The organism is Myxococcales bacterium (assembly GCA_016699535.1).
Lineage (GTDB): Bacteria > Myxococcota_A > Polyangia > Polyangiales.
The window spans coordinates 983,144-1,009,683 of sequence record CP064980.1; the positions used below are offsets into that span (position 1 = coordinate 983,144).

A 26,540-nucleotide genomic window follows, 5' to 3' on the forward strand; every position below is an offset into this window, starting at 1 on the left:
AAAGATTTCTTTACTAATAGAAATCACTAGTAAAGAGTCCTTTAATAGCGTTCAGAGACCCAGTTTCTTCAAAATTACCATAGCTTTGACTACTCTAGCACCCAGTGCAAACGGCCAGCCACCGCAGCGTTCTTCAAACCCTCCCTTTGGAGCGCATTGTCGATATTGCGAGGCAGCTTGGGGTGGGTCTGCGTGCGGAGCAAAGTCCGAGCCAAGCTTTGGATCTGGCCACGCTGCTTGAGGGCTCACAGCGCATTTCCTTTTCCGATCTGCTCGGGCTGCTTCAACGTGACGAGCTTCGCCAGCTTTGCGTGGCGCACGGACTCGATGCCGAGAGCCGCTCTCGCCCTGTGCTGATTCAAACTTTGCTCCGCGCCCACGGCGATGAAAAATCTATTCCGCCCAAACCGCTCTTCTCCCGCTCCAACGAAAGTCGTTTTGATCCCAAACCAGGTGATACTGTTCGATTGCGTCATCGGCAATGGCTGGTCGGGCAAGTGCACAAGCCGGACGATCCCGCGCAAGCCACGCGCCTTAAGCTCACCTGCCTTGATGACGATCACCGCGGCGCCGAGCTCGAGGTGCTCTGGGAACTTGAACTTGGCGCCGAAGTGATCCACCCCGAATCCCAGCTGCCCGAAACGATCAGCGCGCTGGATTCGCCGCAGCATTTTGCCGCCTATTACAACACGCTGCGCTGGCAAGGCGTCAGCGCCACCGAAGTCGATCGTTTCCAAGCGCCTTTTCGCGCCGGCATCAAGATTCAGCCCTATCAGCTCACCCCACTGTCAAAAGCGCTATCCTTACCGCGCGCCAATCTTTTCATCGCCGATGATGTGGGCCTCGGCAAAACCATCGAAGCGGGCCTTGTGGCCCAAGAGTTGCTTCTCAGACAACGCGTCGATTTTATTTTAGTCTCAGCCCCCGCATCGTTGCTGCTGCAGTGGCAAGACGAAATGAACAAGCGCTTTGGCCTTCGTTTTGAAGTCTTCTGCCGCGACTACATTCTCAAAAAGCGCCGCGAGCGCGGCTTTGCCATCAACCCCTGGGCCACGCATCATCGCTTCATTATCTCCTATCCCTTGCTGCGTCGGCCGGAATACCGCGACCCCTTGTTGCAGCACATCGGCGAGCGCGCGCACAAAAGTTTGCTCATCCTGGATGAAGCGCACACGGTGGCGCCTGCCAGCGCCAGCAAGTACGCCGTTGATTCTGCCGTCACCAAAGTGGTGCGCGACATCGCCCCGCGCTTTGAAAACCGTCTCTTCCTCAGCGCCACACCGCACAACGGCCACTCCAACTCGTTTTCAGCCTTGCTTGAGATTCTCGATCCGCAGCGTTTTTCGCGCGCCGTGCCCGTGCAGGGCCCACAAGAGCTTGCGCCCGTGATGGTGCGGCGTCTGAAAAGTGATTTACGGGAGATTATGCCCGGCCAAAAGTTCTCCGAGCGCAAAATCATTCGCGTAGCGCTCGAAGATAAACAAGGCAGTCCGCAGATTCAGTTTGCCGACAGCGAGCCCATGCTCTTTTCGGCCGACGAAAGTCTCGCGGATCCCGCAGCGGAACTCAAACTTGCCGAGTTGCTGCGCACTTACACCGAGATTCACAAGAGGGCAGGCGTGGGCCAAGCCAAACGTCTAAGCTTAATCAACTTGCAAAAGCGCTTGCTGAGCAGTCCGGAAGCCTTTGCGCGCACTCTCGAGCTTCACGACACGCACCAAAAGCGCGCGCTCAAAAAGCACGAGCTAACGGTGGATGCTGCCGACTTGCTGCGCAGCGGCGATGCCGAAACCGCCCAGGGCATCGATGAGCAAAGCAGCGAAGAGCTTTACGATCGCGGCCTTGAAGGCAAAGCTGCTTTGGAACAAAGCCCGAATCAAAACCTGCTTGAGCAAAGCGCCGCCCTGCGAGCAGAAATGCTTGGCCTTGCCAGAGTCCTGCGCCGTAAACCCGACATGAAAGCTTTGGCAATAATTGCCTGGTTAAAACGCCACTGTTGTCATGAAATTGGTAAAAATTATGCCAATTTTGGCAAGCTCACTTCAGAGAACCAAGACAAAAAATGGAGCGATCGGCGTGTGATCATCTTCACCGAATATGCCGATTCCAAACGCTACTTGCGCACGCTGCTTCAAAGTGCCTTTGAGGGCACCGAGCGCGGTGATGAGCGCCTGCTTGAGATTCACGGCGGCATGAGCGATGAAGCGCGCGAACAAACCCAATACGCGTTTAATACCAAGCCCGCCGATCATCCGGTGCGCGTGCTGCTCTGCACCGATGCCGCGCGCGAAGGGCTGAACTTGCAAGCCTTCTGCGCCGATCTTTTTCACTATGACATTCCTTGGAATCCTTCGCGCATGGAGCAGCGCAATGGCCGCATCGATCGGCAACAGCAACCCTCGCCCGAAGTGCGCTGCCACTACTTCATCTATCCCGAGCGCAAAGAAGACCGCGTGCTGCAGACCCTGGTCAGCAAAACCGAAACCATTCGCTCCGAGCTCGGCTCTTTGGGCACTGTGGTGCTCGAGCGCATGGAGCAAAGCTTGCAACAAGGCATTGACGAGCAAAGCGAGCAGCAGCTTGCGCTGAGCGGCGATCTAGGCGAAGCGCAAAACACCACCCGCCGCGAGCTTGAAGCCGCGCGCGAACTTAAAGCCTTGCGCAAAGAAGTCGACGAAGCCAACGGCATCTTCGAGCGCTCGCGCAAAGCTCTTGATTTTCGCGGCGCTGAACTGCGCGCAGCGCTAAACGTTGGCCTCTCCTTCAGCGACATCCCCCCGCTCGAAGAAAAAGCATCCGGCGTCTTTGAGCTGCCGGAGTTTCCGCGCGGCTGGCAAGAGACCTTGGACACCTTGCGTCCGCCCAGAGCCCGCGATCAAAGTTTCTATGAGCATCGCGCTATCTCACCAAGGCCCGTGGTCTTTGAGGCGCCCGATACCATGAGCCAAGATCAGGTGCACTTGCATCTAGAGCACCCTTTCGTCAAACGTGTACTCTCGCGCTTTTCGGCCCAGGGGCATGCCGTCCACGATCTAAGCCGCGTCTCGCTCATCGCCATGCCGGACACAGCGCAAGCGCACGTGCTGGTGCTTGGCCGTTTGTCCTTGTTTGGCTCTGGCGCGGGCCGCTTGCACGACACCTTGCTTGCCGTGGCGGCGAGCTTCACCCAAAGCGAAGGGCTACACTTACCCGCCCTCGATCCTGCCGGCACTGAGACGCTTATCTCAGCAATGCGCCGCGCGCTGGGGCGCCAAACCCAGGCGCCCAAACTTCAGCCGCTCTTTTCGCAAAAGCTGTGCAACGAAGCCCCCGCGCTCTTTCGCAAGCTCTGGCCCTTGCTCAAAGACGAAGCCGATGCCGAAGCGCTCGCAGCCGAACAAAAACTTAGCGCGCGCGCCGCCCGCGAAGCCGAGATGCTGCGCGGCATTTTGCTGCGCCAAAAAAGCGCCATCGAAGAAGCCCTTGGCGGCAAACAAACACATTTTGATTTTGGCGACAGCCAAAGCGAAAAGCAGCAAGCCGAGCAGCGCGCCCAAGACCTTGCGCACCTGCGGCGCAGACTCGGTGCACTCGAAATCGAACTTGAGCACGAACCCAAAGAGCTTGCCGCCATCTACGACGTCAAGCTTCATCGCCTCGAGCCCGTTGGCTTGGTCTATCTCTGGCCGGAGCTTGAATTATGAACGATGCTGCGCGTTTCTTTCATCGGGAATGGCTCGGCATGGCCCAGCCCATCGAAGGCCTGGTCTTTAGTGTGCCCGCGCTCATCGAGTCCGAATGCTTTCAGCGCCTTGCGGCGGAAGATCATCGCGACTTTATCGCCCAGCTCGAACAAACAGATGCAAATGACAGCGAAACAAACGCAGCAGAGCTTGCAGCCGACGGCGCCCGCCCGCTGCGCCTGCGCGATCCGCGTGACTTTTTCTGTGAGGGCCTCGGCTGGAACAATGCCGGCTACACCGAAGAGCTGCCCGATGCTCTCTCGCTCTACATTCCCGAAGGCGGCCAGACCCTGCGCCCCACCGCCGCGCTGAAAATCCCCGACTATGCCCAGCGGCCCCAAGATCTGCGCATCTCAAGCCCGCCGTCCTATCCGCCGGCCGCCGAGCTTCGCCAGCAGTACCGCTTGCTTTACTGGGAGCTGCCTGATGGTTTAGACCTGGATGCGCCCGAAGATCAGAGTGGCCCCTGGCTCTATCCGCCCACCCACAAGTTCGACCGCCTCTTGCGCCACTGCCGCATTCCCATCGGCGTGCTCTGCAACGGCAGCATCATTCGTTTGATCTACGCCCCGCACGGCGGCGCAAGCGGGCATTTGGATTTTCGCATCGCGCACATGGCCCAGGTGCACGGCCGCCCGCTCTTTGATGCGCTGGTCATGCTGCTTTCCGATGTGCGCATCGCAAGCGTTGCTGAAGACAAACAACTGCACAGCATCCTCGCCCGCTCGCGGCAGATGCAAGCCGAAGTCACCACCGACCTGTCCCGGCAAATGCTGCAAGCGCTTGAGACTTTGCTCCATGCCTTTGAAGCCGCCGACGAGCGTGCGCACCACTGCTGGCTGCGTCCTATTATCGAAAGCCGCACCGAGCACGACGACCCGCTCTACGAGGCCCTGCTCACCTTTTTGCTGCGCTTGGTGGTGATTCTCTACGCCGAAGACAAAAACCTGCTCCCCTCTGCGCATCCGCTTTTTGCCGAGCACTATTCGCTCTTTGCTCTTTTCGAGCGCTTGCAAACAGAACGCGGCCGCTACCCCGACGCCATGCACCGCCGCTACAGCGCCTATCCCGGCCTGCTCGCCCTCTTTCGCGCCATCTACTTTGGCATCGAGCATGAAGATCTGCGCATTGCCGAGCACAAAGGCCAGCTCTTTGACCCCAACCGCTTTGCCTTCCTTGAAGGCTTCTCGCAAGATGCCTCGGTGCCCGTGGGCGATCCCGAAGCGCGCGCCCGGGCCACGCTGCCCACCATCGACGATGAAAGCATCTACCAAATCCTGCGCGCGCTGATTTTCCTCGACGGCGAGCGCCTTTCTTACAAGAGCTTAGAGGTCGAGCAGATTGGCTCTTGCTACGAAGCGCTGATGGGCTTTAGCGCAGAGCGGCTGATCGAAGATGCCGTGCGCATCAAACCCTCGAGCAGCGGCTTTACGCCAAGCTGGCTTAGCGTGAGCGAGCTGCTCGAAGTCAAAGCATCCCAGCGCAAAAACTTTCTCAAAGAGCACGTGGGTCTTTCTGGCGCTCGCGCCGCTGCGTTGCATAAAGACATCGCCGCCCTTGAAAAAGAGCACGCTACTGACCGCAAGACCTTGCTCGAAAAAGCCACCCTGCGCCTTAGCGAAGAGAGCACCAAACACACGCCCATTGCCAAAAAAGGCAGCCTCATCATCCAGCCCGGAGAAGAGCGCAAACGCACAAGCTCGCATTACACCCCGCCCGAGCTCTCCCGGCCCTTGGTCGCCCGCGCGCTTGAGCCTCTTTTGAAAGCCTTCGCCGAGCCCTCCTCCGAGCAAATCCTCTCGCTCTCGCTTTGCGATCCGGCCATGGGCTCCGGCGCCTTTTTGGTCGAGGCCACCCGCTACCTTTCAGAGCAACTGCTCTTTGCCTGGCAGCGCGAGAATCATCCCATCACCCAAAGCAAAGGCAAAGAAGACTTGATCCTCGAGGCGCGGCGCCTGGTTGCCGAGCGCTGCATCTACGGCGTTGATAAAAACCCCTTTGCTGTCGAGCTTGCCAAAATAAGCCTCTGGCTTTTGACCATGCAGCGGCAAAAACCCTTTAGCTTTGTCGATCATAATCTTAGATGCGGTGATTCGCTCGTCGGTCTGAGCTTTGAGCAAATCATTAGCTTTAACTGGCAGCCCGAAACCCAACAAAATCTGATTTCAAGCGAACTAAAAAACATGCTCGATGAAGCCATCGAAGCGCGCCTGCGCATCACCCAAAGCGCTGAGCAGTTTAACCTTAGCTACAAAGACAAAAGCGATGCCATGCGCGATGCCGACGATGCCCTCTATCGCCTGCGTCTCATCGCCAACCTGCTCATCGGCGCCTTTTTCGATCACAAAAAGAGCAAAGAGCGCGAGAGTGAGCGCACCCGGCGTTTGGACCTCATCATCACCTGGCTTGCTGAAGGAGAGGGCTGCCGCGAGGCCTATCAAGAAATCAAAGCGCTTAGCGCTGACATAGAGCAGCGCATCAATCCCTTTCACTGGCACCTGGAATACCCCGAAATATTCTACGCCGGCCGTGTTGATCCGCTAAGCCAAACCCAGAGCAACGAGCCCGCTTACCTTGATTGCGTGGTGGGCAATCCGCCGTTTATGGGTCAGTCGCAGATCTCGGCACGGTTTGGAGATAGCTACCGTGATTGGCTCTTTTTGATTCATCCAGGTGCCCTTGGCAAGTCAGATATAGTCGCACATTTTTTCAGAAGAGCAGATACGCTACTTGGTGAGCATGGAACTATTGGTCTTGTCTCAACAAACACAATTTCTCAGGGCGACACGCGCCGTTCTTCACTGAAAGTTCTGATCGGTGAAGGATCTGTTGTTTTCAACGCGCTTGTGTCGACTCCATGGCCTGGCGATGCAGCGGTGACCATCTCTACTGTACATTTGGCCAAAGGCGAGCCCAAAGCCTTCATGGGTGCGCCCATCTTAGATGCCGCTCAAGTCTCCGTCATCAACTCGCGCTTGCTTGCTGCTCCCGAGCGCCCCGATCCCGTCAAGCTCGCTGATAACGCAGAGAGTTCATTCTTAGGCGTAAAAGTTTATGGTCAAGGTTTTGTGCTCACGCCCGAAGAACGCGATGCGCTGATTCAAAAAGATGCGCGCAATGCCGAGCGCATCTTCCCCTATCTTGGCGGCCAAGAAGTCAACACCTCTCCGACCCAAGCCTTCGATCGCTACGTCATCAACTTCGGCCAAATGAGCCTCGAACAAGCCGAAGCCTGGCCCGACCTCCTCCAAATCATCCGCGACAAAGTCAAACCCGAGCGGGATAAGCTTCGAGATAACTCGGATGGAAAACAGTTAAAAACATACTGGTGGCAGTTTGGACGTGTTGGTCCCGGCCTCTACGCCGCCATCGCCCCCCTCCAGCGCTGCCTCGTCAATTCCCAAGTGTCGAAGCACCTGATTCTAGCGTTCCAACCTATCGAACGGGTTTTTTCTCATGCACTAAACGTCTTCGCCCTCGAAAACTACACCGCCTTCGCCATCCTCCAATCCCGCATCCACGAACCCTGGGCCCGCCTCATGGGCTCCACGCTTGAAGACAGGTTGCGCTACACCGCCTCGGACTGCTTCGAAACCTTCCCCTTTCCCAAAGCAGACCCGCACGAAACCTTCCCCGAACTCGAAGCCCTCGGCAAAGAACTCTACGAAGCCCGCACCGACTGGATGAACAAACAGGGCCAAGGCCTAACCAAACTCTACAACGCCCTAAAAGACGAGGCCCTCACAAACGACCCCACCATCACCCGCCTCAGACACCTCCACGAACACCTAGACCACGAAGTCCTCCAAACCTACGCCACCCAAACAGGCGATCCCACCTGGACCACCACAACCATTCCCCCCTACAACCAACCCAACGAAAAGATTTTTGAAACCCACACCCTCGACCATTTGTTCGCCCTCAACGAACAAAGAGCCCGGCGATGAGAGAAAGAAGGGAACCTGTTGATAAGTTGTTCGTCCTTGGTGCTGGGGCTTCTCACAGCACAACGCTAAAGAAAAAGGCGGAAAACAGATCGCCTCTCGATAAAGATTTCTGTGAGCGGATCGAGGCTCTAAAGAAGCTGCAACGGCCAGGATGGGTAAAACCAACTTCTGAACGAGTCGAGAAAGGATGGTTAGATGCCGCTGAGTTTAAAAAATGCGGACTCGAGGAAGCCATTGTCAAACAAGTGAGCCATCTTGAGTTTATTCAAAATTTTCATTCGAGACGTCTAAAGGGAAAACGTTCTGCTGACGAATTTCTCAATGACATTGCACATCTCATTCTATGCGGTCTCAAGAGTATCAGCGAGGACCATCGCGAAACCTACAAAAAGTTCGCGAAGCACGTTTTTCCAAAGGACAAATCGAGTACGTGGAAAAACCGCGTCATTTCCTTCAACTATGACTGCATGTTCGAAAGGCATTTACTTAAACAAAACATCGGTTGCGCTCGCATATATGGAGAAGATGTCCGTACCAATCAAACCAAAAAAAAGAATCCGCGGAACAAGAACACACCGCTGGTGGTCAAATTGCATGGATCCACTAACTGGCGCTCAAACACTGAGGAATTCAAAAAGGTAATTCAAACCGCGACCGAGACTGAACCCAATGAGTCACAAAAGGAAAACCAAACAAAAATAGACGAACCCAAAAAGGCAATTCAAACCGGGTCCAAGCCTGAACTCAATGATTCGCAAAGGGAAAACGAGGCAAAAACAAAGGCCCAAATCCAAATGACAGTCTGGGTTGAAAACGGAATGGCGATCCCGGCCCCAGACGACAAAATTTCTCCGTGCATAGTTCCGCCTCTACCGCGCAAACCGGTGGCAAAAATAGAGGTATTTAGAAAACTGTGGGATTGGGCCTATGAGTATCTGCACGAGGCTAAGGAATTGGTTATCTGTGGTTATTCGCTTCCTGATTCAGACGATATGGCAAAAGCAATGTTTGGCAATTTCAAAAACAGCAAACTAAAGAAAGTAACAATTGTTGATCCTGATGCGGCGATCATAAAGAAATGGCGCGACCTTCTCCGTCGCAAAGGTGTGGCCGATGCCTCATGGGAATACCACGATGATTTCGCGCAATATGTTGAAAGCTTATCACGTTAGAATAGGGTAAAAACGGTTGTTTGAGTTTGCTTTGATAGCAGTTTAATCTTTATAAAGTATCTGCGAACCATTCCAAACTCCGGGCCAAACATTATCATGTTCTTTCGTCCACATCATTCTGTGATCTTGGTCCAATCGTGCAATCGTGCCAAACTTCGGGAGCTCAACTGGAGGTCCAGTGTAGTTGGGGTTTTCGTAGGCAATGAAAGCGTAATGTGTCTTGTCTATGTACCTACATAGGTTCAAAACCATCACGAACGCCAGATTCTCATCGACTTCGGTGAAGAACACTCCGTGACGTTCGTGTGGGATATAAATGTGTTTATCTCTCTGAACTGTTTCCCCAAAAAGCCGAAAACCGACGATGTCATCATGGTACGCTAGGTTTAAATTGCGTTGTGGACAAAGCACGATACCGTGCGGGTGAGCGATTGGTCTCGTTTGCGCGCGCCTTGTCTAGAGCTGTGATGATTCGATCGTCATATTCGCCCTCAACAATTTTATGATTCACAACCTTTCCAGGTTGATCTGGTGCTTTTACCTGGAGAAAAAAGGATTCGCCGTAAGCGTTTTTCAGACGTAAATCCGCATCTGTGTTTTGAGCACACGTCGTGGGTTCATATTCGCCAAACTGCCAACCCGTTTTGCAAAGGACGTAGGCAGTTTGAGCTTCAGCCAATCGCGATTGAAGGTTTAGATGTGCCAAGTCGTTCGGATTCGGTGGTTGTTGGGAAGACCCATTTAGCCGTCTGAAATTTATACCGATCGGTTTTAGAACCTCATCCAGGAAACCATTTTGACTGGCGAAATGTAGCCAGCGACCCACCTCCGCCAACCAGTCGCGTTGAAACTCGCTTTCAAGTCGGTAAGTCACTAGGCTGGAATGCCAATCTTGGCCCAAGGTTTCCTGGGCAAATTTGACGGCTTCTCGTTCTCTGATATCGGCAATGTCGTTAACGTGTACGTAAATATTCTTCATACTAATGATAAAATGGTTGCAAAACCCTAAATTCAAGCCCGATCATTCGATGGTGACCCGCAGGGGTTGATTCCGCACCGTAGATCAAGGGTGATTTCAACGCAGTTTGAACAGAATCGCACGCCATGAACTTTGGAGAGCATTTCGTTTTGTTCAAGTTTCTTCCGAATAGCCCTAAAAGCCACGGGCGAAGTGATTCCCTGCGTGTCACCCAAAGAGTCGGCTCAGTAGAATCCCGAATTGCTGAAAACACTAGCTTTTTTTCGTCCGTAGTCCTAAAACTTGATATTTTATCAAGTTTTGTCTATACTTGAATATGACCCATGCACGCATCGATAAACAAGGAGGAGGCTCGAGCGGCAATCAGAAGGATTATCCAAACCGGAACGGTGACCTTTACTGGGCATGCGAGAAAGGAAATGAGCAATGACCATTTGGGAGAAATCGATGTGCTCAATGTATTGCGTGGTGGATGGGTCGAGGGGCCAGAATGGGAAAATGGCGGATGGCGCTACAAAGTATGCACTCAGAAAATTACCGTAGTTGTTGAGTTTGAGTGCGAAGACGACATGAGTATTGAACAAGAGTTAGACGAGGTAGTGATCATTACGGCGTGGAGGTTATGATGAAGAGGTGTAGAAATTGCGGTTCTCGAACGCTTGTACAAAGTGTGCAAGACCGTCAGCTTGACTCGCTTCCGTCGGTGCGCGTCTGTGGGTTGAAAGTTAGCCGTTGCCAAGAGTGCGGCGAAGAAGCGGTTTCTATTCCTCGGCTCGAACAGCTTCACCGCGTTGTTGCGCATACGCTGGTCAAAAAGCCGGGCCTCTTGAGTGGCCCCCAAGTGAGATACCTGCGGAAGTGGTTGGGTTGGGCCGCTCAGGATCTCGCTCGCCGTTTTGATCTCACGCCGGAACACGTTTCAAGAATCGAAAACGGTCACCTTCGGATATCGGTAACTGCCGATCGTCTACTTCGAATGCTCGTGCTAACAAAAGATCCTGTCGAAAAGTACTCCCCAGAGGAGTTGCTAGACACCCCAGTCTCCGAGCATCCGTTTGATCTCACAATCCGGTCTTCTGACCACGAATGGGATGCGGTTGCGTGAGATCGCAAACCCGGGGAGATGAGACTTATTTCTGAGACAAGGACAGCGACCGCCGGGGATGAGTCACGTGTCTCTCGATTTAATTTTTTTCGCTTGATTTGGGACCCTAGGTGCTCACCATTTTTCGGATTCTTTCAAGCACGATGCGGTCGCGTCCTTCTTCGACGTGTCCGGGAAGCGCGTTGATGAACTCATCGTTGCGTAGGTATGCTTTAAGGTCGTCTTTATGAAACGCTGCGCTTCATGGTCGAGGCAACGCTCCAGTTCTTCAACCAGCTCTCTCCCTGCCGTCGATGACGGCAATGATGTCCTCTATATCGTGGCTCGCGTAGAAATCGTTGTTGCCTCTTGAAGCGAAGGCTTCGAGTTTTGTGGCAATGAAAAGTGGCGCCGTGACCATGCGGATTGAATGCGTACCGAGAGTTTGCGTTGCGGCGTGGCTCAGCACGCTTGGGTACCATCGGTTGGTAAACCCAAGGACATTTTTCTGACATGGGCATGATGTCAAAACGCATGCCGTTTTTTGTCCAAGCGCAAAGCGGCGCTTTGTTTTCTGGATCTTGATACTCGTGAAAGCCGTGTTCTTTGAGTTTTGGATACAACACGTTGTAGTAGTCAGCCCGTGTTGTGATCTCTACGACGACGTCAATGTCGTCGGTTTGCCGTACGGGCGGCGCTGCTTTGTCGGTCAAAAAAAGGTCGACGAGGGTGCCTCCAACAAATACCACTTCATGGACAAGATCACCCAGTGCTTCGGCAGCGCGGATCAAAAGCATGCGGTTGGGAAGGTCTTTTTTCATGCGCTAAGGAGTTCTTCCCATTTCTTTGTCGCAAGGCTTCGTTCCCGAGCCCTTCCGACCCGCAGTGCATCGAGCAATGCCAGTCGCTGGTAGAGTTCGGGATCGTCTTTGACGATTTTAGGTATGGATCTATAAAGCGGTTCGATGCTCTCGCCTCGTTCTGAACCCTGTTCATCAGCCCAAACGAGGGGAACACCCGAGTTTCGTATTTGTTCAGAGAGTGGTTTAGCCGAAGCGGCTGTTGGGACGCCCCGCTTAAGCGCTCCTCGCTCTGCGGGAAATGCATACTTGGCCCCATGAATAATAAACTCTTTGAGCGCACGCTTATCGACATCTAGCGAGTTTGCGCGAAGAAGCTTTGCTCGCTGCAATCGTTTCACAGAATTGTACGCCTGAGATGGACTTAGCAACAGTGCCTTCCCAAGTTGCGCATAGGTCGGCTCTTCACTCATCGCACTGAGCTTAAGTCCAACCAACAAATCTAAGGGTAGCAGCCTCATACCTATATTCTATATTCTAAAAAATAGAATGCAAATTAAAATAGGCCTTTTGTGGAGACGCGCATAATATCAATGACTTAGAGACCTGCTTTTAGCGAAGGGTAGGTATCTTCGCCTGTAATTTCTTGTCGCGGGTTGCCGACCGACAGTTTATAGTAATGTAAGTATTACTACTATTAGTAGTAAACCATGCACTAACACCAACCATCTGTCGCAAAAGTTTGAAATTATGTTATTATTACTACTATGAGTAGTGGACACAACACTAAAATAAACCAAGTTCTCAAGGAGTGGCGACCTGGAATGGTAGCCACTCAAAGGTGGCTAGACAGTCGTGGTGTGTACTACCAACTCGCTGATCGCTATGTTCGAGGTGGTTGGTTTCAAAAGCTGGCGGTCGGTGTGTATTGCCGCGCGGGTGATCGACCTTCCTGGGCGGGCGCTGTTCACGCTCTGCAGGTGCACGATGAGCATTGTGTTTATCCCGGCGGTAAAGCCGCACTCGTGATGTTGGGTCACGGTCATTTTGTGCAGCGTGGCGAATCGAAGCTCACTCTTTTCGGTCCTCCAGCAAGTCGGTTGCCAAAGTGGTTTGCCGAGCATGATTGGGGTCTGAAAGTCGAATATAGGACGAACGTTCTTTTCGATGATGCAGCGCTTGGCTTGAGCAAACGAGATATCGACGGATTTCAGATGCAACTGTCGGGCGCAGAGCGAGCCATGCTGGAGATGTTGCTGGATGTCCCAGGTGAGATAAGCGTTGGGGATGCATCGGCCATCGCAAGGGGGGCTTACCACCCTGCGCCCCTATGTACTGCAACGGCTTTTGGAGTCTTGTTCGGTCCGTTAAGTAAAGCGCCTCGCGCTCTTGCTCGGCGATCATTCAGAACACCGTTGGATGGGCAAGCTTTCCCTTGAGCGCGTGGATTTGGGTTCTGGCAAGCGAGTGCTAGGCGGCGGCGGTCACTATTACTCCGCCTATCAGCTCTCGCTTCCCGAGAGCTTGGAGTCAGCGGGAGATTAATCGAAGCCCGTAACGAAAGCCTAAATGGTATTTGTACTGCGTTGAAACGCATCAAAAAAGGTATTCAGCAATCGATTCCTGAAGCAAAAGTCAAAGGAATCGCAGCTAGTGGCGTGGATGTGGCTCGACTGATGGTACGCCGCGATGGCGCTACCGTTAAGATCGAGCCTAATTTTATCCTTCGAGGCACGGTCTTTTCGCCGATAGAAATGGAACTGTGCCAAACTGCGCAAAGGGAATTTGAGCTGTTCACTACGGCCCTTGTGGTGAGCCACGCAGATCTCTATGGAGGGAAGCTTTGTGCGGCGCTCGATCGTCAACATCCTCGTGACCTTTTTGATGTAAAGTTGTTGCTAGAGACGGAAGGTCTCAGCGATTCAGTACGTAAAGCCTTTGTTGTGTACCTTGCAAGTCACAACCGGCCAATGCACGAATTGCTTAGTCCAAACTTTTTAGATCTTCGCAGCGCGTACGAGGGCGAGTTTATGGGTATGGTCGATAACGTTTCGCCGTTACAGGAGCTTGAAGCAGTTCGAAAAGATCTAGTGAGGCGAATTCAACAAAGCCTAACCGACAAAGAGCGTGCATTTCTATTGTCCGTAAAACGTGGCAACCCTGATTGGAATGCGCTCGATGTTTCCGGTATCGAAAGACTGCCCGGCATACAATGGAAGCTTGCTAACATCCAACGAATGAGCAAATCCAAACAGAAAGAACATCAAGCAAAGCTTGAAAAGGTATTGAATATATAAACCCTACAGGAATCCGCCAATAACATCGAAAACCATGAAAACAACGCTTAATTTACGGAAATGAATGCAGAGGGTAAATTGACGACACACATCCGGCAATGGAGGCAACGTGGCGATACCGAAGTTCGACGAAATCACAAAACCACTGTTGGAAATGTCGCTGATGGAAAAGTGCGCACACTTGCTGAAGCCACTGAAGAAGTAGCGAACCACTTTGGTTTGAGCGAAGAGGAGCGAAACCGCAAACTCCCTTCAAGGACACGCAGCTATATCTTGGACCGCACTGGCTGGGCGCGTTCCTATCTGAAAATGGCTGGTCTTGTCGATTATCCACGACGGGGTACCTTGCGGATTACCGAGCTTGGCCGTCGGCTTGTCAAAGATCTTCCTGAAAAAATCGATAAGAAGTTCCTTGCTGAAAACTATCCTGACTACAAAGCACACCGTGAGCGGATGAGACAATTGCGGCGCGAAAAAACAGGCTCTAGCGATGATAGCGACAATGGGAGCGATGACGAGCTCACTCCCGAGGAGCAAATTCAGTTGGCCCACGAGTCCATCGAACAAGCGCTTTCTGATGAACTGCTGGATTTGATTCTTCATCAATCGCCTGAATTCTTCGAAAAGCTTGTGGTCGATCTCATGTTGAAGATGGGCTACGGCGGCTCCCGTGAAGAAGCCGGCCAGTCGTTGGGGAAAAGCGGCGATGAAGGCATCGACGGCACCATCAAAGAAGACCGACTCGGGCTCGATGTGATCTACCTTCAGGCGAAACGTTGGCGGGACGGCACGGTGGGTCGCCCTGAGGTACAGAAGTTTGCGGGTGCACTGCAAGGCAAACGCGCAAAGAAGGGCGTCTTTATTACGACATCTAGCTTTGCATCTTCGGCCTATGACTACGCCGAATCAATCGATTCCAAAATTATTCTGATTGACGGAAGACGCCTTAGCGAGTTGATGCTCGAACACGGCGTTGGTCTCAATGTCACCGCAAGCTATGACATCAAAAGCATCGATTCAGACTACTTCGACGAACAGTAATTGGAACTCTGAAGCTTGGGGCCATGATCGCTGGGTTCAAGCCAATGAAATTACTTCCTAACTGGAACAAAGCGCGGAAGTTCGCCGTGCGTTCCCAGCCCTGTCAGAAAGCCCGCCCATTGGCTGAGATCCGCAGTCAAAGCAACAACTTGCGTCTGCCGATCGCGGCCCCAAATTAAAACAAATTAAGGACCAAGTTTGTCGATGAGCTTTAGACAGAGAATGCATCCTTTGCCTTTCCCGGCATAAAGATTGACTTTAGCAAAGCGAAGCGACTTGCGTGACGCAATGTTAGCTCAATGTCTAGGCGACGCGTTTCTCATCTGAGGCAGGTTCAAAACGGATGCGGATACCGAGTTGGGCTAGGATGGCGCCGAGGCTGGATAGGCGAGGGTTGCCTTGCTCTGAGAGCATGCGGTAGAGAGACTCGCGGTTGAGTTCAGTTTCTTGAGACAGTTTATCGACGCCGCCTAAAGCTTTGGCTACGTGCCGCAGACCAAGAAGAAAAACTTCTTCGGATTCTTCTAAACACGCAGTGAGATACTCAGCGGCCTCTTCAGGATCTTGCAGTTGTTGGTGCAGCAACTCATTGTACTTAACTGTTTTCATCTTTGTACTCTTTCCAGTAAAGCTTTGCTTTCTCGATGTCCCTGGCTTGTGAGCTCTTGTCACCGCCACACAGCAAGACGACTACGGTCTGACCATCTCTTCCAAAATAAACCCGGTAGCCTGGGCCAAAGCTGATGCGTAGCTCTGAGACGCCTCCACCGACTGATTTGCAGTCGCCAAAGTTCCCGAGTTCCAATCGGTTGATTCTTGCTCTAATTTTTGCTCTTGCACGTTTGTCCTTTAGAGCGCCAAGCCACTCAACAAATGGAACACTAGCTACGATCTGTTGAACAACTGGCTCCATAGCTTATTGTAGCTTATAAACTACAGGCGTCAAGAAGGAGATTTACATGCAAGTTGAACCATTTATCGGGCCAATTTCGGGCCACGGTGAGGCAAGGAAGAGGCAACAAAGCTGACAACGCATTTTGTTTTCTAGGCAACGCAACTTTGAAGTGTGTTGGCCGATAACAACGGCATGAAATCTTATATCTGCGTTTGGCAAACGGGCTTGTTGCGATTCACGAATCCCAAAGCCGTTTCGATTGCCTCAGGGCGTGTGCATGAAACAGAAACAAGCGCCTTTTTGGATAAAAAACCCAATAAAATCAGCTGCAAATGCTGTTTGACTTACAGCATTTATGCTGTATACTGATTAATGCCGGTCTCTGGAAAACAAGTCATCAGGCGTTTGTTGGCTCAGGGTTGGCAGCGAAAAGGCCAGCAAGGCTCGCATGTGAAAATGATCAAGGGAGACACTATTGTTGTGGTTCCGGTCCATGGAAACAAAGACCTCGGAAAGGGATTGCTCAAAGCGATCGAAAAGCAGTCAGGAGTGAAGCTTCGATGAAGTACCAAGCAAAGATTTCCCAAGACGGCGATGGCTATTCTGTGGAGTTTCCGGATCTGCCTGGTTGCTTTAGTGCCGGCGACACCTTGGAGCAAGCAAAGGTGAACGCAGCCGAAGCGCTCAGCCTATATCTGCAAGAAGCGCAGGATCCAGACTGGCAGCTCCCGGAAGCGAGGCGTCGCAAAGGCAAAGATTTGTATTGGCTTGAACCCAGTGATGAGGTGCGGATTGCCTTGCGTATACGAAGTTTGCGCATGCGTGCTGGGCTAAATCAATCACGTTTTGCTAGGCGCCTGGGAATGCCGGTTCAACAGCTCCAAAAACTGGAAACACCGGGCAAATCCAATCCCACCTATAAAATGCTCACGCGCATTTACCGCGAGGCCGGCGAAGAACTTCCATTTTGATACCGTAGTTTTTGCGAAGACGACATGGAATAGGTGTCGAATAGGTGTCGGGTCGCTTCATGTAGACAACTTGGTTTATCTCTGGTTTTGCATCGACGCTGTTGTCCAACTTCAAAGCGGGTTAGGTTGTCTACATGAAGCGACCCGACACCTGACACGACACCTGACACAAGACGGTTGCTGACACCTTTTTGACACCTTTCTCGTCACAGGCACGAACTGGGCTCTGGCAATTAATTGGACTCACTGTCCTGCATGCCATCATAGTGCACAGAAATGCACACGGGCAACCCACGCAAGGCAAAGTTGTGGTTAGTTGTTATCGGAATCGTTACGGTTGCTATCGCCGCGATAGCCTTTCCTGGTGGTCGTTTCTGGCTGCCGTAATCTTGCTTGAATCGGCATACTGCTGGGCACCAAAAATAGCAGCGCGGTGGGAACGGCGGGAGTGGTTTGCTGTCCGTATAGCAAGTGTGGGAGTGGGTTTTCTATTATTGGCGATTTGCGGCATTGGTATAAGAGTGACCGTTGAGAAGCGAGCTGAACGTCGAGCAGCAGCAGCGGAACAAAAAAAAAGGGAAAATGCTAGAATAGCTCGCCAACTTGAGATTGAGCGAACAGCTCCTCAAAGAGAAGCTGCACTCAAGGCATGGCTTAAAGAGTGGCAACAGGCCGAACACGCCTTGATTCAGTCAGGGGAGTGGGAGCTTGCGCAAAGTGCACCAGCGACTTTCGATAAACACGAACAGCTAAAGCCCTTGTGCCAGATCATCCCACCCGAGTGTGGCCGCTTTCAGGCACAGTACATCGCTCCGATCAGCACACGTGTTGATCGATGAGCCACGTATGCGCGGACAGCAGACATTTCAGAGGAATATCTTCGACAACTGTTTGGTTCAAAAATGGGTTCATATGCTGCATGGATGTTGTGGACAGCGTTAGAAGAAGAGCAGCAGCTACCACAGAATTGTCCTGCAAACGTTTGCACTGTGAAACGAAAACGAAACCTGCAAAGTGCGCATCGTAAGTCTCGCCGCCTGCGCAACGCCGCCCGAGCGTGGATGAGACGTTTTGCACGGGACTACCGGCGAGAAGTAGCGGCGATGTTTGATCGATCCTTAGCCCCGTCGAGAATCCCAGGGACGGTCCGGGCCTGGCGGCCCAATAGTGACATTTTTGTGATCACGACAGACTTTTGTAGTCCGTCACTATTGAACAAGCTGTTTCGTGAACGTAGTGATCCGAAGTGTTTGAATCTCAAGGGTTCAAGTGGGTGGGTTGTAAGAGCGCTTCGCGCCGACACGGCTACGATCTCGAGCCGCCACCCTGGGACAAGCAACCAATTCCGCCTACCTATGAAGACGTGAAATCACATTTTCGGACCACTGCGAAGTAGAGAATTCTGGCTCAAAAAGGAAGTTAGAGTTTGTTTTGCACTCGACGCAGGTGTTGGTGGTGGTATCGCAGACGGGGGTTGGGCCTTCACAATCTGCATCGGAGGTGCAGACGAAGCAGCCGGCGGGTTGGTTGCCGCTTTGGCAGAAGTCTTCTGTTGAGCGGTTGCAGGCAAAAAGACTGGAAGAGAAAATGGCGAACATAAAAGAAAAATGAATTATCGAAGCATTCGGCGTTGCGTCGTGTTTCTCAAAAATCCGTAGAATTTTTAACAAGAAAAATTAAGGCGCTCCACAATAACCGTTGCAGCCTAGTGTGCCAGTGCATTCGAAATCGTCTGCACAAGGATAACTGCAGAGTGGGCCGGTTATGCCAACTGTATCGCATACAGCGTCTCCAGGCACGGACCCACACTCGGTCGCACTTGAGCATGGGTCGTTTGCTTTTAGCACGGCTTCGCAAGTTGTTTTTGATTCGTTAATTCCACAATATTGTTGTCCTTCCACAGAACTATCGTCGGTGATGGTTTGCCGAATGATGCCGAAGCCGTAAGGTCGAGAGCAGTTACCATCTTCCGATTTTAAGCAGTAAGCACCATGGTCGTCGCCTTTATGCACCATCGGAATGCATTGTAACCCGTTTTGCATTGGTGTTGGTAATGCATACTTCGCATGCATCGGCACTCTGTTTCTCGTCCGTGTTGGAGCATTCATTGGTATCTGGAACACAAACAAAAGTGCCGCATGCTGTTTCATTATCGACGGTGCATTGTTTGCAGGTGTTGTCGGTAGTTGTTGGTGCAATGAGCCTCTTCCAAGCATTCCGCGCACTTGTTTGTGTTCAAGTCGCAGTGAGGAAGCGCATCAGAACAATTCCCGTCTTGGAAACAAGAAAGGCAGCCGTCGGGGTTATCGCAAACGATGCAGATGTTGTTGGTGGTGTCGCAGTAGGGTCTGTCTGTTGGGCAGGCGTCGCTGCTTGTGCAGTAAAAGCAGTCGATGGGTTGATTGTCGCCTTTACAGAGACTTTCGGTGGTGCGGTTACAGCTTGATAGACCGAGAAAAAAAGAAAAGAGGATGGAAGAAAGTATGATGTATCTTTTCATTTAAAATGTCCCCCGAAGTTCAATGGATGTGGGTGAGAGCTTAACTTGAATGTCGTTGGAGCTTTGCGTCTCGGTCGGAGCACGTGTTTGATATTGTCCTAAGAAAAACCAAACGATGCCTGCGGTAATGGAGGCTGCGCCGAGTCCAACTTCGGCCCAGGCAATCGCATTGCGAGGTTTGTCTTCTTCAAGACAAGCACCCGTCAGTTGTCCTCGTGTTGCGCACGTTGTTCCCTGCGCAAGCCCAATGGCGCCAATCGTTGCAAGCACCGCGCCCGCTCCCACGAGCACACCCGAGACGAGCCACGGGTAGTGCGTTTCCATGATGGGCTGAGGTTGGCTGATACAGTGCGCTCGAAGCTTTTGTCTTTGGGGATGGTGAGGGTTGTGTTGTAGGTATCAAAGCCGTTGAGCTCTACGGTGATGTGGTGCTCGCCGGGCTCGATGCGTTTGTGATAGGGGAGGATGCCGGTGGGGACGGTGTCTATTAAGAGGCGGGCGCCTTGTGTGCCTTCGACTTTGAGGAAGGGGCCTGAGCCTTTTTGGTATTTGGTTAGGGCCTCTTTACAGGCTTCTCGGGCTGCTGATTTGAGGTCGTTTGCTTGGATGTCTTGTTTGACGGAGTAGTTGTTCGCCGATGGGGTGGTGAGGTTCAAAGCAATGGAAGTGGGCACAGCTTCTTCAGACCAAAGGGTCCAGGTGATGGCGGCATCGGCCCTGGCATGCTTTGCAGCATCATCGGCGCACAGGACGGAGGTGCAGCGCTTATCCGTTTCGCTTAGTTTGTGTTTGATGCGGCGGTGCTCAAGAGTGAGGACCGTATGACCGTAAGAGGCGAGGGTCGCTACGATGGAGGTTTTGGCTTTTTGGTAGTGCTCGGAGCTGATTTGAGGATTGTTGAGCGGCTCAAGGACTAGCACGGTATCAGCATAAGCGCTTTGCGCGAAAAAGCAAAAGCTGAGCGCTGCAAAAAGCTAAGCCCTCTCATGACTAAAACCTGCCTGAAAGTGAAAGCATAAAACCATCACGGCTGGCGCGAGCAGAAGGCAGCGGCGCATCGTCGCTCTCATCAAAGAGCGCGCGAATGGCGTAGATGAAGGGCACCGAAAGAAGCGGGACAGCATGCTCCATGAGCAAACCGCCTAAGGCTTGGCTGTCGCGCGTATTGGTGCACACGCGGCCATCGCAATCTTCTGAAAGCATCACCACAGCGCCTGTGGCGGCAAGGGCAGCGCCCGCCCCAAGGAAAGCAAAACTCCACCACGGAAGCGACTCATCGCTGGGCAAAACATCGGCAGCGCAAAGGTCGTGAGCAGCGCGCCAGAGCCGCCAATCAACAACGGCGGGAGCACAGAGTTATTGGCGCTGTCTTGCAAGGATAAGTATCCGTATCCGATGGCAGAGCTTTCTCAAAGTCGCTGACTTTGGAGGCGGCGATGCCGTAAAAACACCCAGCTTGTGCCGAGCGCAGCCAAGCCAAGGCCGCCGAGCACATAGCCAAGCACGCCTGGAGAACGAGTCGTCTTCCGCAAGCGAGCCATCCTCACTTAGCTCCGAGAACTCAAGCGGCCCATTGGGGCTGCCAGGTCGCCGTCTCTTTGGGCGAGGGGCCGGTAAAGTCCATCGAGACTTCGTCTTTCAGAGCCTTAGCGACTTGGCTCAGCGAAGGCTCGAAGTATCCGAAGTTCGAAGGCCACCGAGGCCAAGACCTTGGCCTCATTAACATCAATCCGGTCAATGCGAATCACCGTCGGCGTAAGCAAAGTGGCAATGAAGACTTCTTTGGCTTCAAGCGAGCGGCCCAAGGAAAGCGCATCGAGCATCCGCATCTCATCTTCTTCGTTCACATTATCGTAAGTCAGATGAAGGTCACCGCGCGTGCGCACGTGCGCATCCACACGCGTGTCAATATGCACCGTCATATTCTCCGCCGCCAAAAGCACCCGATGCACCCGGCCGACCTTGCCCTCTTCACACTCGACTTGAAGGCGATTGCTCTACTATAAGGAAGCAGAGGCTAGAGGCGGCATGACAGAAATGGCATGAAATACACTGAAAACAAGACAGGAGTGGCATGAAAAGTGCCTAAAAAACGTCAGAGTCACATGGACACGGGTTTGAGGGCACTAAGGTTGGTGTTGAAGATGGTGGTGGGCTTTAGGACGTGTGTTGTCAGCTTTTCAGGGCAATAAGCGTGATTGGACTTCCAAAAAGTTGCACACATGCGACGACTCGACACCTCTTTCGGATCCTGCAGTGAAACATGTGCGGTGGAGTAAGCCGGTCTAGCTCTGCTAAATTATGAAGCGTTCTCAGATTTCTTAAAAGGATAGAAGCATGGTTACATTATCGCTCGTCAGAGCTCGTCGTTCACTTATTTTAGTAACGCTTTTGTTTTTCTTTCTTGCAAATGCAGCAGTTGCAGAACAAACGAGTGTTGTGCGCGCTTATAATTTTCGTTTGAAAAATCTCAACTAGTAGGCAATATGTTTACGTGTAGATTTGACAGCAGTGTGATCGCGAGTTTGAGTAAACGTGTACCAAACTCAGCGGAGTACATGTTAGGAGAAGATAAAAACCCTAACATCATGCGATTTTTGATTATCGATGAAGATCGTGCTGCGATCTTCGGAAACGCCGGACAGCAGGAAGTTGTCGTTATCCGCAATGCTGATGGACAGGTAGTGTTTGTTGAACAAAATGGCGAGGGAAATGTCTTCACCTATACCATCAACAGAAATGACGGCACCGCCATATGGAACAAAGCGTACTTTGCGATGGACACGCCCATTGCACTAATGGCACTGGGGAGGTGTTCAACAACTCGTGGACCCGATTTGTGAAGAAACATACGATCCTTTCCAAGCTAGGTGACTTGGTTCATAGGAGCCCAAAAGACGCGTTAGTGACCTACAATGCTCGTATTGCTCAGAATCGCGGGCTGGATATTTCAGAAGATGCGCCGGAACTCGCTGATGTCTTCGTAGGGTAGATGCAAATCGCCTCGCGTGCGCACATGCGCATCGATGCGCGTATCAATGCACCGTCATATTCTCTGCGGCCAGAATCACCTGATGCACCCGGCCCACCTTGCCCTCTTCACACTCGACCTGAAGGCGGCACGCTCTACTATAAGGAAGCAGGCACTAGAGGCGGCATGACAGAAATGGCATGAAAGGCACTGAAAACAAGACAGGAGTGGCATGAAAAGTGCCTGAAAAACGTCAGGAGTCACATGGACACGGGTTTGAAGGCACTAAGGTTGGTGTTGATGATAAGTTGTATCCATGAAGCGATCCGACATCTTTTCCAAACCAACGACTCCACCTGTATCCAAACCCCAATCCCTCTACACCGATCAAAGCAACGATTTCCAAACCCACACTCTCGACCATTTATTCAAACTCAACACCCAAAGATCAAACCGATGAGCACCTTCGCCAATAAAATAAAGTCTGCCGCCTTAGGACACTATGGTTGGATTATAGTGCTCGGTGTTATTTTGATCGTGGGTTCATTGTCCTGGGTGTTGTTTGCTCAAACTGCAAGCGACGAAAGGTGTGAGTATTTCATCGGCAATCTTTATCCAGAAATCTTTGGCTTTCTTCTCGAGCTTATAATTCTGGTCTGCTTAGTTGGGCTCTTTCGGCAATCAGAAAAGAAAAAACAAAAGAAAAAGTTTCACTCCGATTGCAGCAGGATATTGGGTTTCTTGGTCGAATCTATCCAAGGAAATTCTTTCCATTGGAGTAAGCTTTCTGTGCACTGCCAACCAACTGTTGAGACGCTCGAAATGATTCAGAAAACATTTGAAGATATAAAATCGAAAAACCTTTGGCTAACGCCGCTTCAAAAAAAAGTAATAATCGAAACTGCGCACGAGGCAGAGTCTCCTATCCGAGCCATGACACCTTGCGCCTACGATATATCATCAGAACACGGCGTCATCTGGCTTTCGATCCTGGCCTCAGTTAAGCACCTCGCCGAGCTTTATCCCTATAAGCATGAAGGTGATATCCCGCAACAGATACAAGTAGTTTTAGGAGCAGACGAGTTCTGCTTATATTTCCCAGAGTTACTCGAGCAAATTATCGAGTTTGAAAAACTTGATTACGAGGCGGCCTTTTAATGAATGACAAAGAACAGAACAGTGACCAACGTTTTGCGTTTCTAGGTACTTTTTGTGGTGGCCAGGGTGGTTGGGTGGTGTTGTGGTGTTTGGTTTTGTCGTTTGGGTAAAACTACCCGGCGACATCGACCTGGAGGCAATGCACGAAATACTAAAAGAGACGTGGTTTCATGGCCCTTTAGGTTTATTTTGTTTGGTCTGGATAACGATCTTCCCGGGGGCGCTCGTTTCCCCTCATCCACTTCGTGACTTCTGCTCCCTTAAACGAGTGGCCAGAACTAACGGTGCTCCAGTCTTTTTTCAGTCTGCAAATAGTTTACGAAGGCCTCAAACCTATATTGGGGTAGGAACTTGCATCGGTTTGCTGGTCGCATTGTTGGTTATCGATTCGCCGTGCACGTTGCCGATTTTTGCAAGGAGCAACTATCTGTGTTGGCTCCCTTTAGGCGTCGTTGTTTGGTTATCACTTCCCTGGATTACAGCTGGCCTTGGTCGATGTTTACGGCGAATCGAAAACTTCACAATCAAAAATACCAACTTAATAGCTGACCGGCCCGTGAAACGTGCCAACGAAGATAGGTTTAACCGTGAACCACAGATCAAGAAGTTGTATGAACTGATAATGGCGCATCCTCAAGAAAGCATTTCAATTGGTGTTGAAGGGGCATGGGGAACTGGAAAGACTTCTTTCAAGAATTTGTTGGTCGAATATCACAAGAACTCATCAGTAAAGAATCAAGGAGATGTTTTCGGCTTTCGTCCTGCTATTTTTGAGTTCAAGCCTTGGCATTACCCTTCCTCGCCGCGTCTCATGGCAGCATTTTTTGAGGATTTAGGCAGTGAGCTAGAATATAATATTCAAGATGTACGCGCGCAACTTGCTCCGCTACTTGCTATCGCTCGGAAACTATCTTTGCCTGATGTAATTGGTGAAAAGAGATCCCATCATTAAGGCATGATTTGTTGAATCGCCTTCAGCCGCTTCTCGAACAACACCGAGTAAGGCTTTGGGTAATGATCGACGAAATCGATAGATTGAGCCCTGAAAGCGCTCGCTTAGTGATGGCGCTGATCAACACCTCGCGGACGTCGACAATGTGATCGTGGTAGCTTTCTTTGATCGAGAAGAGGTTGTTCGTCTACTGACAAAGGCAGGTATAGACAGACCAGAAGGCCGGGACGGATGGTTGTCGAAATTTTCCGGTAACGTTTTCGCTGTCAAAAGGTCACGAATTGAGCTTGGAGATCCAGCGCACAATATTTGAAACTATACAAAGTATTTCTCGACGTGGATGGATATCCCCTATCGAACAAGAGAACCAAGACCATCATCCTGTTATTGAAAGTGTTTTCAAAACGATCAAAACAACGCGTTATGCAAAGCGGCTCTCCAACCTTCTAATAGTGAAATTACCACTGGTTCAACGGGATACGAATCAAAATATGCGACTATCAGGCACGGACGCTCTTGTGGCAAGTGCGCTTTGGCTATCTTGGCCGGAGTTGGGTGACCTTATCGCCAGGCGACCGCGTTCTTTTACCGACGGCGGCCCTGGATTTGAGGAGCTTCAGCTACAGGATATACTCGCCCTTTCGACGGTTGAAGGAGATGAGCTAGCAAGAATCAATGATCTCACTACATACCGCCGTGACGAGTTAAAATGGTTTGTTTTTCTTTTTCCTCGAACGCGTCCGCTTCTTAATGAGCCTTTCGGACACCAATACAATCAGCAAGACGGTGTGGAACCCAATGGAACAAGACGTTTGCGCGAGTTTGGTGTGCTTTCTGCGTGGTTGGAGGGAAGCACTTCACCTGAGGATGTCGACCCTGAACCGTTAAATCGGGAGATCGAAGGTCTGCTCTAATGGAAACAGCTATTATGAACGAAAAGTTTGAGAATATTCTTTCTCGGACTTTTTTAGGAAGCAATCGAAAATGGTCAGAACAAGCAAAAGAAGCTCAAAGAGGCGACGCGCGTCTCGATAGAACAGAACGATCACGGCTTTATAGTGTACTCAACGAGCTTGAAGAAAAATACCTTAAGAGACTGCTGGATAAAGATGGTCTAGTAGAAAAGGACAAAGAATCGTTGCGAGAGTTGATTAACAAGCTCTTAGCGGCAACTGCCTTGTTAGTGCCAAATTCTGAAACAGAAATTTTAGGACCTTTGCGTTCGTCAGTGACGTGCGCAGGCGTTGCGATCGCATTGTTGTCCCGTGAAGAACGAAAAGATCGAAATGATTTACTGAAGGAGTTGGTGTTTGAAAATTTGTCCACTAAATATGACATGGTGTGGCTTGCTGAGGTTGCTCGCATGTTAGTTGGCAACACAGAGAAGGAGGAAAGCGCCACACGTCATCGTGACACGCTACATGATTTACTATACAAAGATTGGTCTCGGGATAGAATTACTGAAAAATATCCGATCTCGCTAAGAGCAATTCTCCATTCTTTTCTGATCAAAGTTTGTCCTTTTCTCATGTTTCCAGTTGTTCTATATTGGACTCGCGACCCGAAAGTGATTTCAACGAGGTTTTGACATGCCTAAATTCTGCGCAAGAGCAAGATGAAAAATTGTTAGTTTTGCAACGATTTATGGGACTCTTTTTGGGCTACCAACCGACAACGCCGCCTGATCCAACCTTTTTACTAGTTGATGGTGAGAAACTTCCCGGTAATCTCCAAAAAGATCAGAAGCCATACTTTTTTGAAGCGGAGCATTGGTCACGACTTCGCGATATCGTTAATGGCTTTTTTAGCTCGGAATACACAGAAATCATGTCCTACGAACCTGCTTGGAACGCACTCCGAACTCTTATTGATAAACATGTAACCAAACTATCTAGAGTTTTATAACTTCACATTAGGTCTAGGGCGCAGGTGTTATTGGTTCAGTTGGATGTATAACCACAGAACCTATTTTCATCTTGCGGTGTACCCCCGCTGGATGGTGGGCAATCAACAGTGTCTTCACACTGCAGAGCAGATGAGCAATAGTATGT

Annotated in this window: 29 protein-coding genes and 1 pseudogene; 20 read left to right on the forward strand and 10 right to left on the reverse strand. The window is 51.3% G+C overall.

Annotated elements, in window-relative coordinates:
• Nucleotides 1–104 precede the first annotated feature (104 nt).
• Genes IPJ88_04670 through IPJ88_04680 form a run of 3 tightly spaced genes read left to right on the forward strand, consistent with a single transcriptional unit; the run spans nucleotide 105 to nucleotide 8,841 of the window.
• The gene (locus IPJ88_04670; GenBank protein ID QQR91029.1) at nucleotides 105–3,683 is read left to right on the forward strand and encodes a DEAD/DEAH box helicase; all 3,579 of its coding nucleotides are present in this window, start codon (nucleotides 105–107) and stop codon (nucleotides 3,681–3,683) included.
• A complete protein-coding gene (locus tag IPJ88_04675; protein ID QQR91030.1) occupies nucleotides 3,680–7,669 on the forward strand; it encodes an N-6 DNA methylase in 3,990 nt (1,329 codons plus the stop codon). The genes IPJ88_04670 and IPJ88_04675 overlap by 4 nt, the downstream gene beginning before the upstream one ends.
• Complete coding sequence (locus IPJ88_04680; GenBank protein ID QQR91031.1) at nucleotides 7,666–8,841, forward strand: hypothetical protein; 1,176 nt, start codon at nucleotides 7,666–7,668, stop codon at nucleotides 8,839–8,841. Before IPJ88_04675 ends, IPJ88_04680 begins: the two co-directional genes overlap by 4 nt.
• A gap of 370 nt (nucleotides 8,842–9,211) precedes the next feature.
• Here the strand turns inward: IPJ88_04680 and IPJ88_04685 are convergent, their stop codons facing one another.
• Nucleotides 9,212–9,820 (reverse strand): hypothetical protein, encoded by a 609-nt coding sequence (locus IPJ88_04685; GenBank protein QQR91032.1) that lies wholly within the window; start codon nucleotides 9,818–9,820, stop codon nucleotides 9,212–9,214.
• 323 nt (nucleotides 9,821–10,143) lie between these two features.
• Between IPJ88_04685 and IPJ88_04690 the strand changes: the two genes are divergently transcribed.
• Nucleotides 10,144–10,446, forward strand: coding sequence for a DUF4258 domain-containing protein (locus IPJ88_04690; GenBank protein QQR91033.1), 303 nt, complete (start codon nucleotides 10,144–10,146; stop codon nucleotides 10,444–10,446).
• On the forward strand, nucleotides 10,443–10,925 hold the full coding sequence (locus IPJ88_04695; GenBank protein QQR91034.1) for a helix-turn-helix domain-containing protein: 483 nt from the start codon (nucleotides 10,443–10,445) through the stop codon (nucleotides 10,923–10,925). The genes IPJ88_04690 and IPJ88_04695 overlap by 4 nt, the downstream gene beginning before the upstream one ends.
• 224 nt (nucleotides 10,926–11,149) lie before the next feature.
• On the opposite strand, the gene IPJ88_04700 is transcribed toward IPJ88_04695, so the two are convergent.
• Together IPJ88_04700 and IPJ88_04705 are read right to left on the reverse strand one after the other, a co-directional pair.
• The gene (locus tag IPJ88_04700; GenBank protein ID QQR91035.1) at nucleotides 11,150–11,725 is read right to left on the reverse strand and encodes a hypothetical protein; all 576 of its coding nucleotides are present in this window, start codon (nucleotides 11,723–11,725) and stop codon (nucleotides 11,150–11,152) included.
• Nucleotides 11,722–12,225: a hypothetical protein gene (locus tag IPJ88_04705; protein QQR91036.1), complete on the reverse strand. Its 504-nt coding sequence runs from the start codon at nucleotides 12,223–12,225 to the stop codon at nucleotides 11,722–11,724. Before IPJ88_04705 ends, IPJ88_04700 begins: the two co-directional genes overlap by 4 nt.
• A 246-nt stretch (nucleotides 12,226–12,471) precedes the next feature.
• On the opposite strand from IPJ88_04705, the gene IPJ88_04710 reads away from it, so the two are divergent.
• From IPJ88_04710 to IPJ88_04725, 4 genes and pseudogenes are all read left to right on the forward strand, one after another.
• Entirely contained in the window at nucleotides 12,472–13,143 is a 672-nt protein-coding gene (locus tag IPJ88_04710; GenBank protein ID QQR91037.1) for an AbiEi antitoxin N-terminal domain-containing protein, read from the forward strand.
• Entirely contained in the window at nucleotides 13,094–13,249 is a 156-nt protein-coding gene (locus IPJ88_04715; GenBank protein ID QQR91038.1) for a type IV toxin-antitoxin system AbiEi family antitoxin domain-containing protein, read from the forward strand. Before IPJ88_04710 ends, IPJ88_04715 begins: the two co-directional genes overlap by 50 nt.
• Nucleotides 13,250–13,290: 41 nt before the next feature.
• Nucleotides 13,291–14,001, forward strand: a complete 711-nt coding sequence (locus IPJ88_04720; GenBank protein ID QQR91039.1) for a nucleotidyl transferase AbiEii/AbiGii toxin family protein — start codon at nucleotides 13,291–13,293, stop codon at nucleotides 13,999–14,001.
• Nucleotides 14,002–14,155: 154 nt separating this feature from the next.
• A pseudogene (locus IPJ88_04725) lies at nucleotides 14,156–15,042 on the forward strand (restriction endonuclease).
• Nucleotides 15,043–15,345: 303 nt separating this feature from the next.
• Here IPJ88_04725 and IPJ88_04730 read toward each other — a convergent pair.
• Nucleotides 15,346–15,651: a putative addiction module antidote protein gene (locus IPJ88_04730; GenBank protein QQR91040.1), complete on the reverse strand. Its 306-nt coding sequence runs from the start codon at nucleotides 15,649–15,651 to the stop codon at nucleotides 15,346–15,348.
• Nucleotides 15,638–15,955 carry a type II toxin-antitoxin system RelE/ParE family toxin gene (locus IPJ88_04735; GenBank protein QQR91041.1) on the reverse strand — a complete coding sequence of 106 codons (318 nt, stop codon included), beginning with the start codon at nucleotides 15,953–15,955 and terminating at the stop codon, nucleotides 15,638–15,640. Before IPJ88_04735 ends, IPJ88_04730 begins: the two co-directional genes overlap by 14 nt.
• 354 nt (nucleotides 15,956–16,309) lie before the next feature.
• On the opposite strand from IPJ88_04735, the gene IPJ88_04740 reads away from it, so the two are divergent.
• The 3 genes from IPJ88_04740 to IPJ88_04750 all read left to right on the forward strand — a co-directional run bounded on the left by IPJ88_04740 (nucleotide 16,310) and on the right by IPJ88_04750 (nucleotide 17,747).
• The gene (locus IPJ88_04740) at nucleotides 16,310–16,501 is read left to right on the forward strand and encodes a type II toxin-antitoxin system HicA family toxin (GenBank protein QQR91042.1); all 192 of its coding nucleotides are present in this window, start codon (nucleotides 16,310–16,312) and stop codon (nucleotides 16,499–16,501) included.
• The gene (locus IPJ88_04745) at nucleotides 16,498–16,908 is read left to right on the forward strand and encodes a type II toxin-antitoxin system HicB family antitoxin (protein ID QQR91043.1); all 411 of its coding nucleotides are present in this window, start codon (nucleotides 16,498–16,500) and stop codon (nucleotides 16,906–16,908) included. Before IPJ88_04740 ends, IPJ88_04745 begins: the two co-directional genes overlap by 4 nt.
• A 308-nt stretch (nucleotides 16,909–17,216) precedes the next feature.
• Complete coding sequence (locus IPJ88_04750; protein QQR91044.1) at nucleotides 17,217–17,747, forward strand: hypothetical protein; 531 nt, start codon at nucleotides 17,217–17,219, stop codon at nucleotides 17,745–17,747.
• 837 nt (nucleotides 17,748–18,584) lie between these two features.
• On the opposite strand, the gene IPJ88_04755 is transcribed toward IPJ88_04750, so the two are convergent.
• Nucleotides 18,585–18,950 carry a hypothetical protein gene (locus IPJ88_04755; GenBank protein QQR91045.1) on the reverse strand — a complete coding sequence of 122 codons (366 nt, stop codon included), beginning with the start codon at nucleotides 18,948–18,950 and terminating at the stop codon, nucleotides 18,585–18,587.
• A gap of 65 nt (nucleotides 18,951–19,015) precedes the next feature.
• Between IPJ88_04755 and IPJ88_04760 the strand changes: the two genes are divergently transcribed.
• The gene (locus tag IPJ88_04760; protein QQR91046.1) at nucleotides 19,016–19,354 is read left to right on the forward strand and encodes a hypothetical protein; all 339 of its coding nucleotides are present in this window, start codon (nucleotides 19,016–19,018) and stop codon (nucleotides 19,352–19,354) included.
• Nucleotides 19,355–19,408: 54 nt separating this feature from the next.
• Here IPJ88_04760 and IPJ88_04765 read toward each other — a convergent pair whose 3' ends face one another.
• From IPJ88_04765 to IPJ88_04780, 4 genes are all read right to left on the reverse strand, one after another.
• Entirely contained in the window at nucleotides 19,409–19,678 is a 270-nt protein-coding gene (locus IPJ88_04765) for a hypothetical protein (protein ID QQR91047.1), read from the reverse strand.
• Complete coding sequence (locus IPJ88_04770; protein ID QQR91048.1) at nucleotides 19,612–20,328, reverse strand: PEGA domain-containing protein; 717 nt, start codon at nucleotides 20,326–20,328, stop codon at nucleotides 19,612–19,614. Before IPJ88_04770 ends, IPJ88_04765 begins: the two co-directional genes overlap by 67 nt.
• 70 nt (nucleotides 20,329–20,398) lie before the next feature.
• Nucleotides 20,399–20,695 carry a hypothetical protein gene (locus IPJ88_04775; GenBank protein ID QQR91049.1) on the reverse strand — a complete coding sequence of 99 codons (297 nt, stop codon included), beginning with the start codon at nucleotides 20,693–20,695 and terminating at the stop codon, nucleotides 20,399–20,401.
• 359 nt (nucleotides 20,696–21,054) lie between these two features.
• The gene (locus IPJ88_04780) at nucleotides 21,055–21,324 is read right to left on the reverse strand and encodes a hypothetical protein (GenBank protein QQR91050.1); all 270 of its coding nucleotides are present in this window, start codon (nucleotides 21,322–21,324) and stop codon (nucleotides 21,055–21,057) included.
• 642 nt (nucleotides 21,325–21,966) lie between these two features.
• Between IPJ88_04780 and IPJ88_04785 the strand changes: the two genes are divergently transcribed.
• The 7 genes from IPJ88_04785 to IPJ88_04815 all read left to right on the forward strand — a co-directional run bounded on the left by IPJ88_04785 (nucleotide 21,967) and on the right by IPJ88_04815 (nucleotide 26,394).
• Nucleotides 21,967–22,251 (forward strand): hypothetical protein, encoded by a 285-nt coding sequence (locus tag IPJ88_04785; GenBank protein ID QQR91051.1) that lies wholly within the window; start codon nucleotides 21,967–21,969, stop codon nucleotides 22,249–22,251.
• Complete coding sequence (locus IPJ88_04790; protein ID QQR91052.1) at nucleotides 22,248–22,400, forward strand: hypothetical protein; 153 nt, start codon at nucleotides 22,248–22,250, stop codon at nucleotides 22,398–22,400. The genes IPJ88_04785 and IPJ88_04790 overlap by 4 nt, the downstream gene beginning before the upstream one ends.
• Nucleotides 22,401–22,835: 435 nt before the next feature.
• The gene (locus IPJ88_04795; GenBank protein ID QQR91053.1) at nucleotides 22,836–23,537 is read left to right on the forward strand and encodes a hypothetical protein; all 702 of its coding nucleotides are present in this window, start codon (nucleotides 22,836–22,838) and stop codon (nucleotides 23,535–23,537) included.
• An 82-nt stretch (nucleotides 23,538–23,619) separates the two neighbouring features.
• Entirely contained in the window at nucleotides 23,620–24,489 is an 870-nt protein-coding gene (locus IPJ88_04800) for a hypothetical protein (GenBank protein QQR91054.1), read from the forward strand.
• A gap of 491 nt (nucleotides 24,490–24,980) precedes the next feature.
• Nucleotides 24,981–25,403 (forward strand): hypothetical protein, encoded by a 423-nt coding sequence (locus tag IPJ88_04805; protein ID QQR91055.1) that lies wholly within the window; start codon nucleotides 24,981–24,983, stop codon nucleotides 25,401–25,403.
• The gene (locus tag IPJ88_04810; GenBank protein ID QQR91056.1) at nucleotides 25,403–26,077 is read left to right on the forward strand and encodes a hypothetical protein; all 675 of its coding nucleotides are present in this window, start codon (nucleotides 25,403–25,405) and stop codon (nucleotides 26,075–26,077) included. Before IPJ88_04805 ends, IPJ88_04810 begins: the two co-directional genes overlap by 1 nt.
• Nucleotides 26,078–26,121: 44 nt before the next feature.
• Nucleotides 26,122–26,394 carry a hypothetical protein gene (locus IPJ88_04815; protein QQR91057.1) on the forward strand — a complete coding sequence of 91 codons (273 nt, stop codon included), beginning with the start codon at nucleotides 26,122–26,124 and terminating at the stop codon, nucleotides 26,392–26,394.
• The last annotated feature ends 146 nt before the right edge of the window (nucleotides 26,395–26,540 follow it).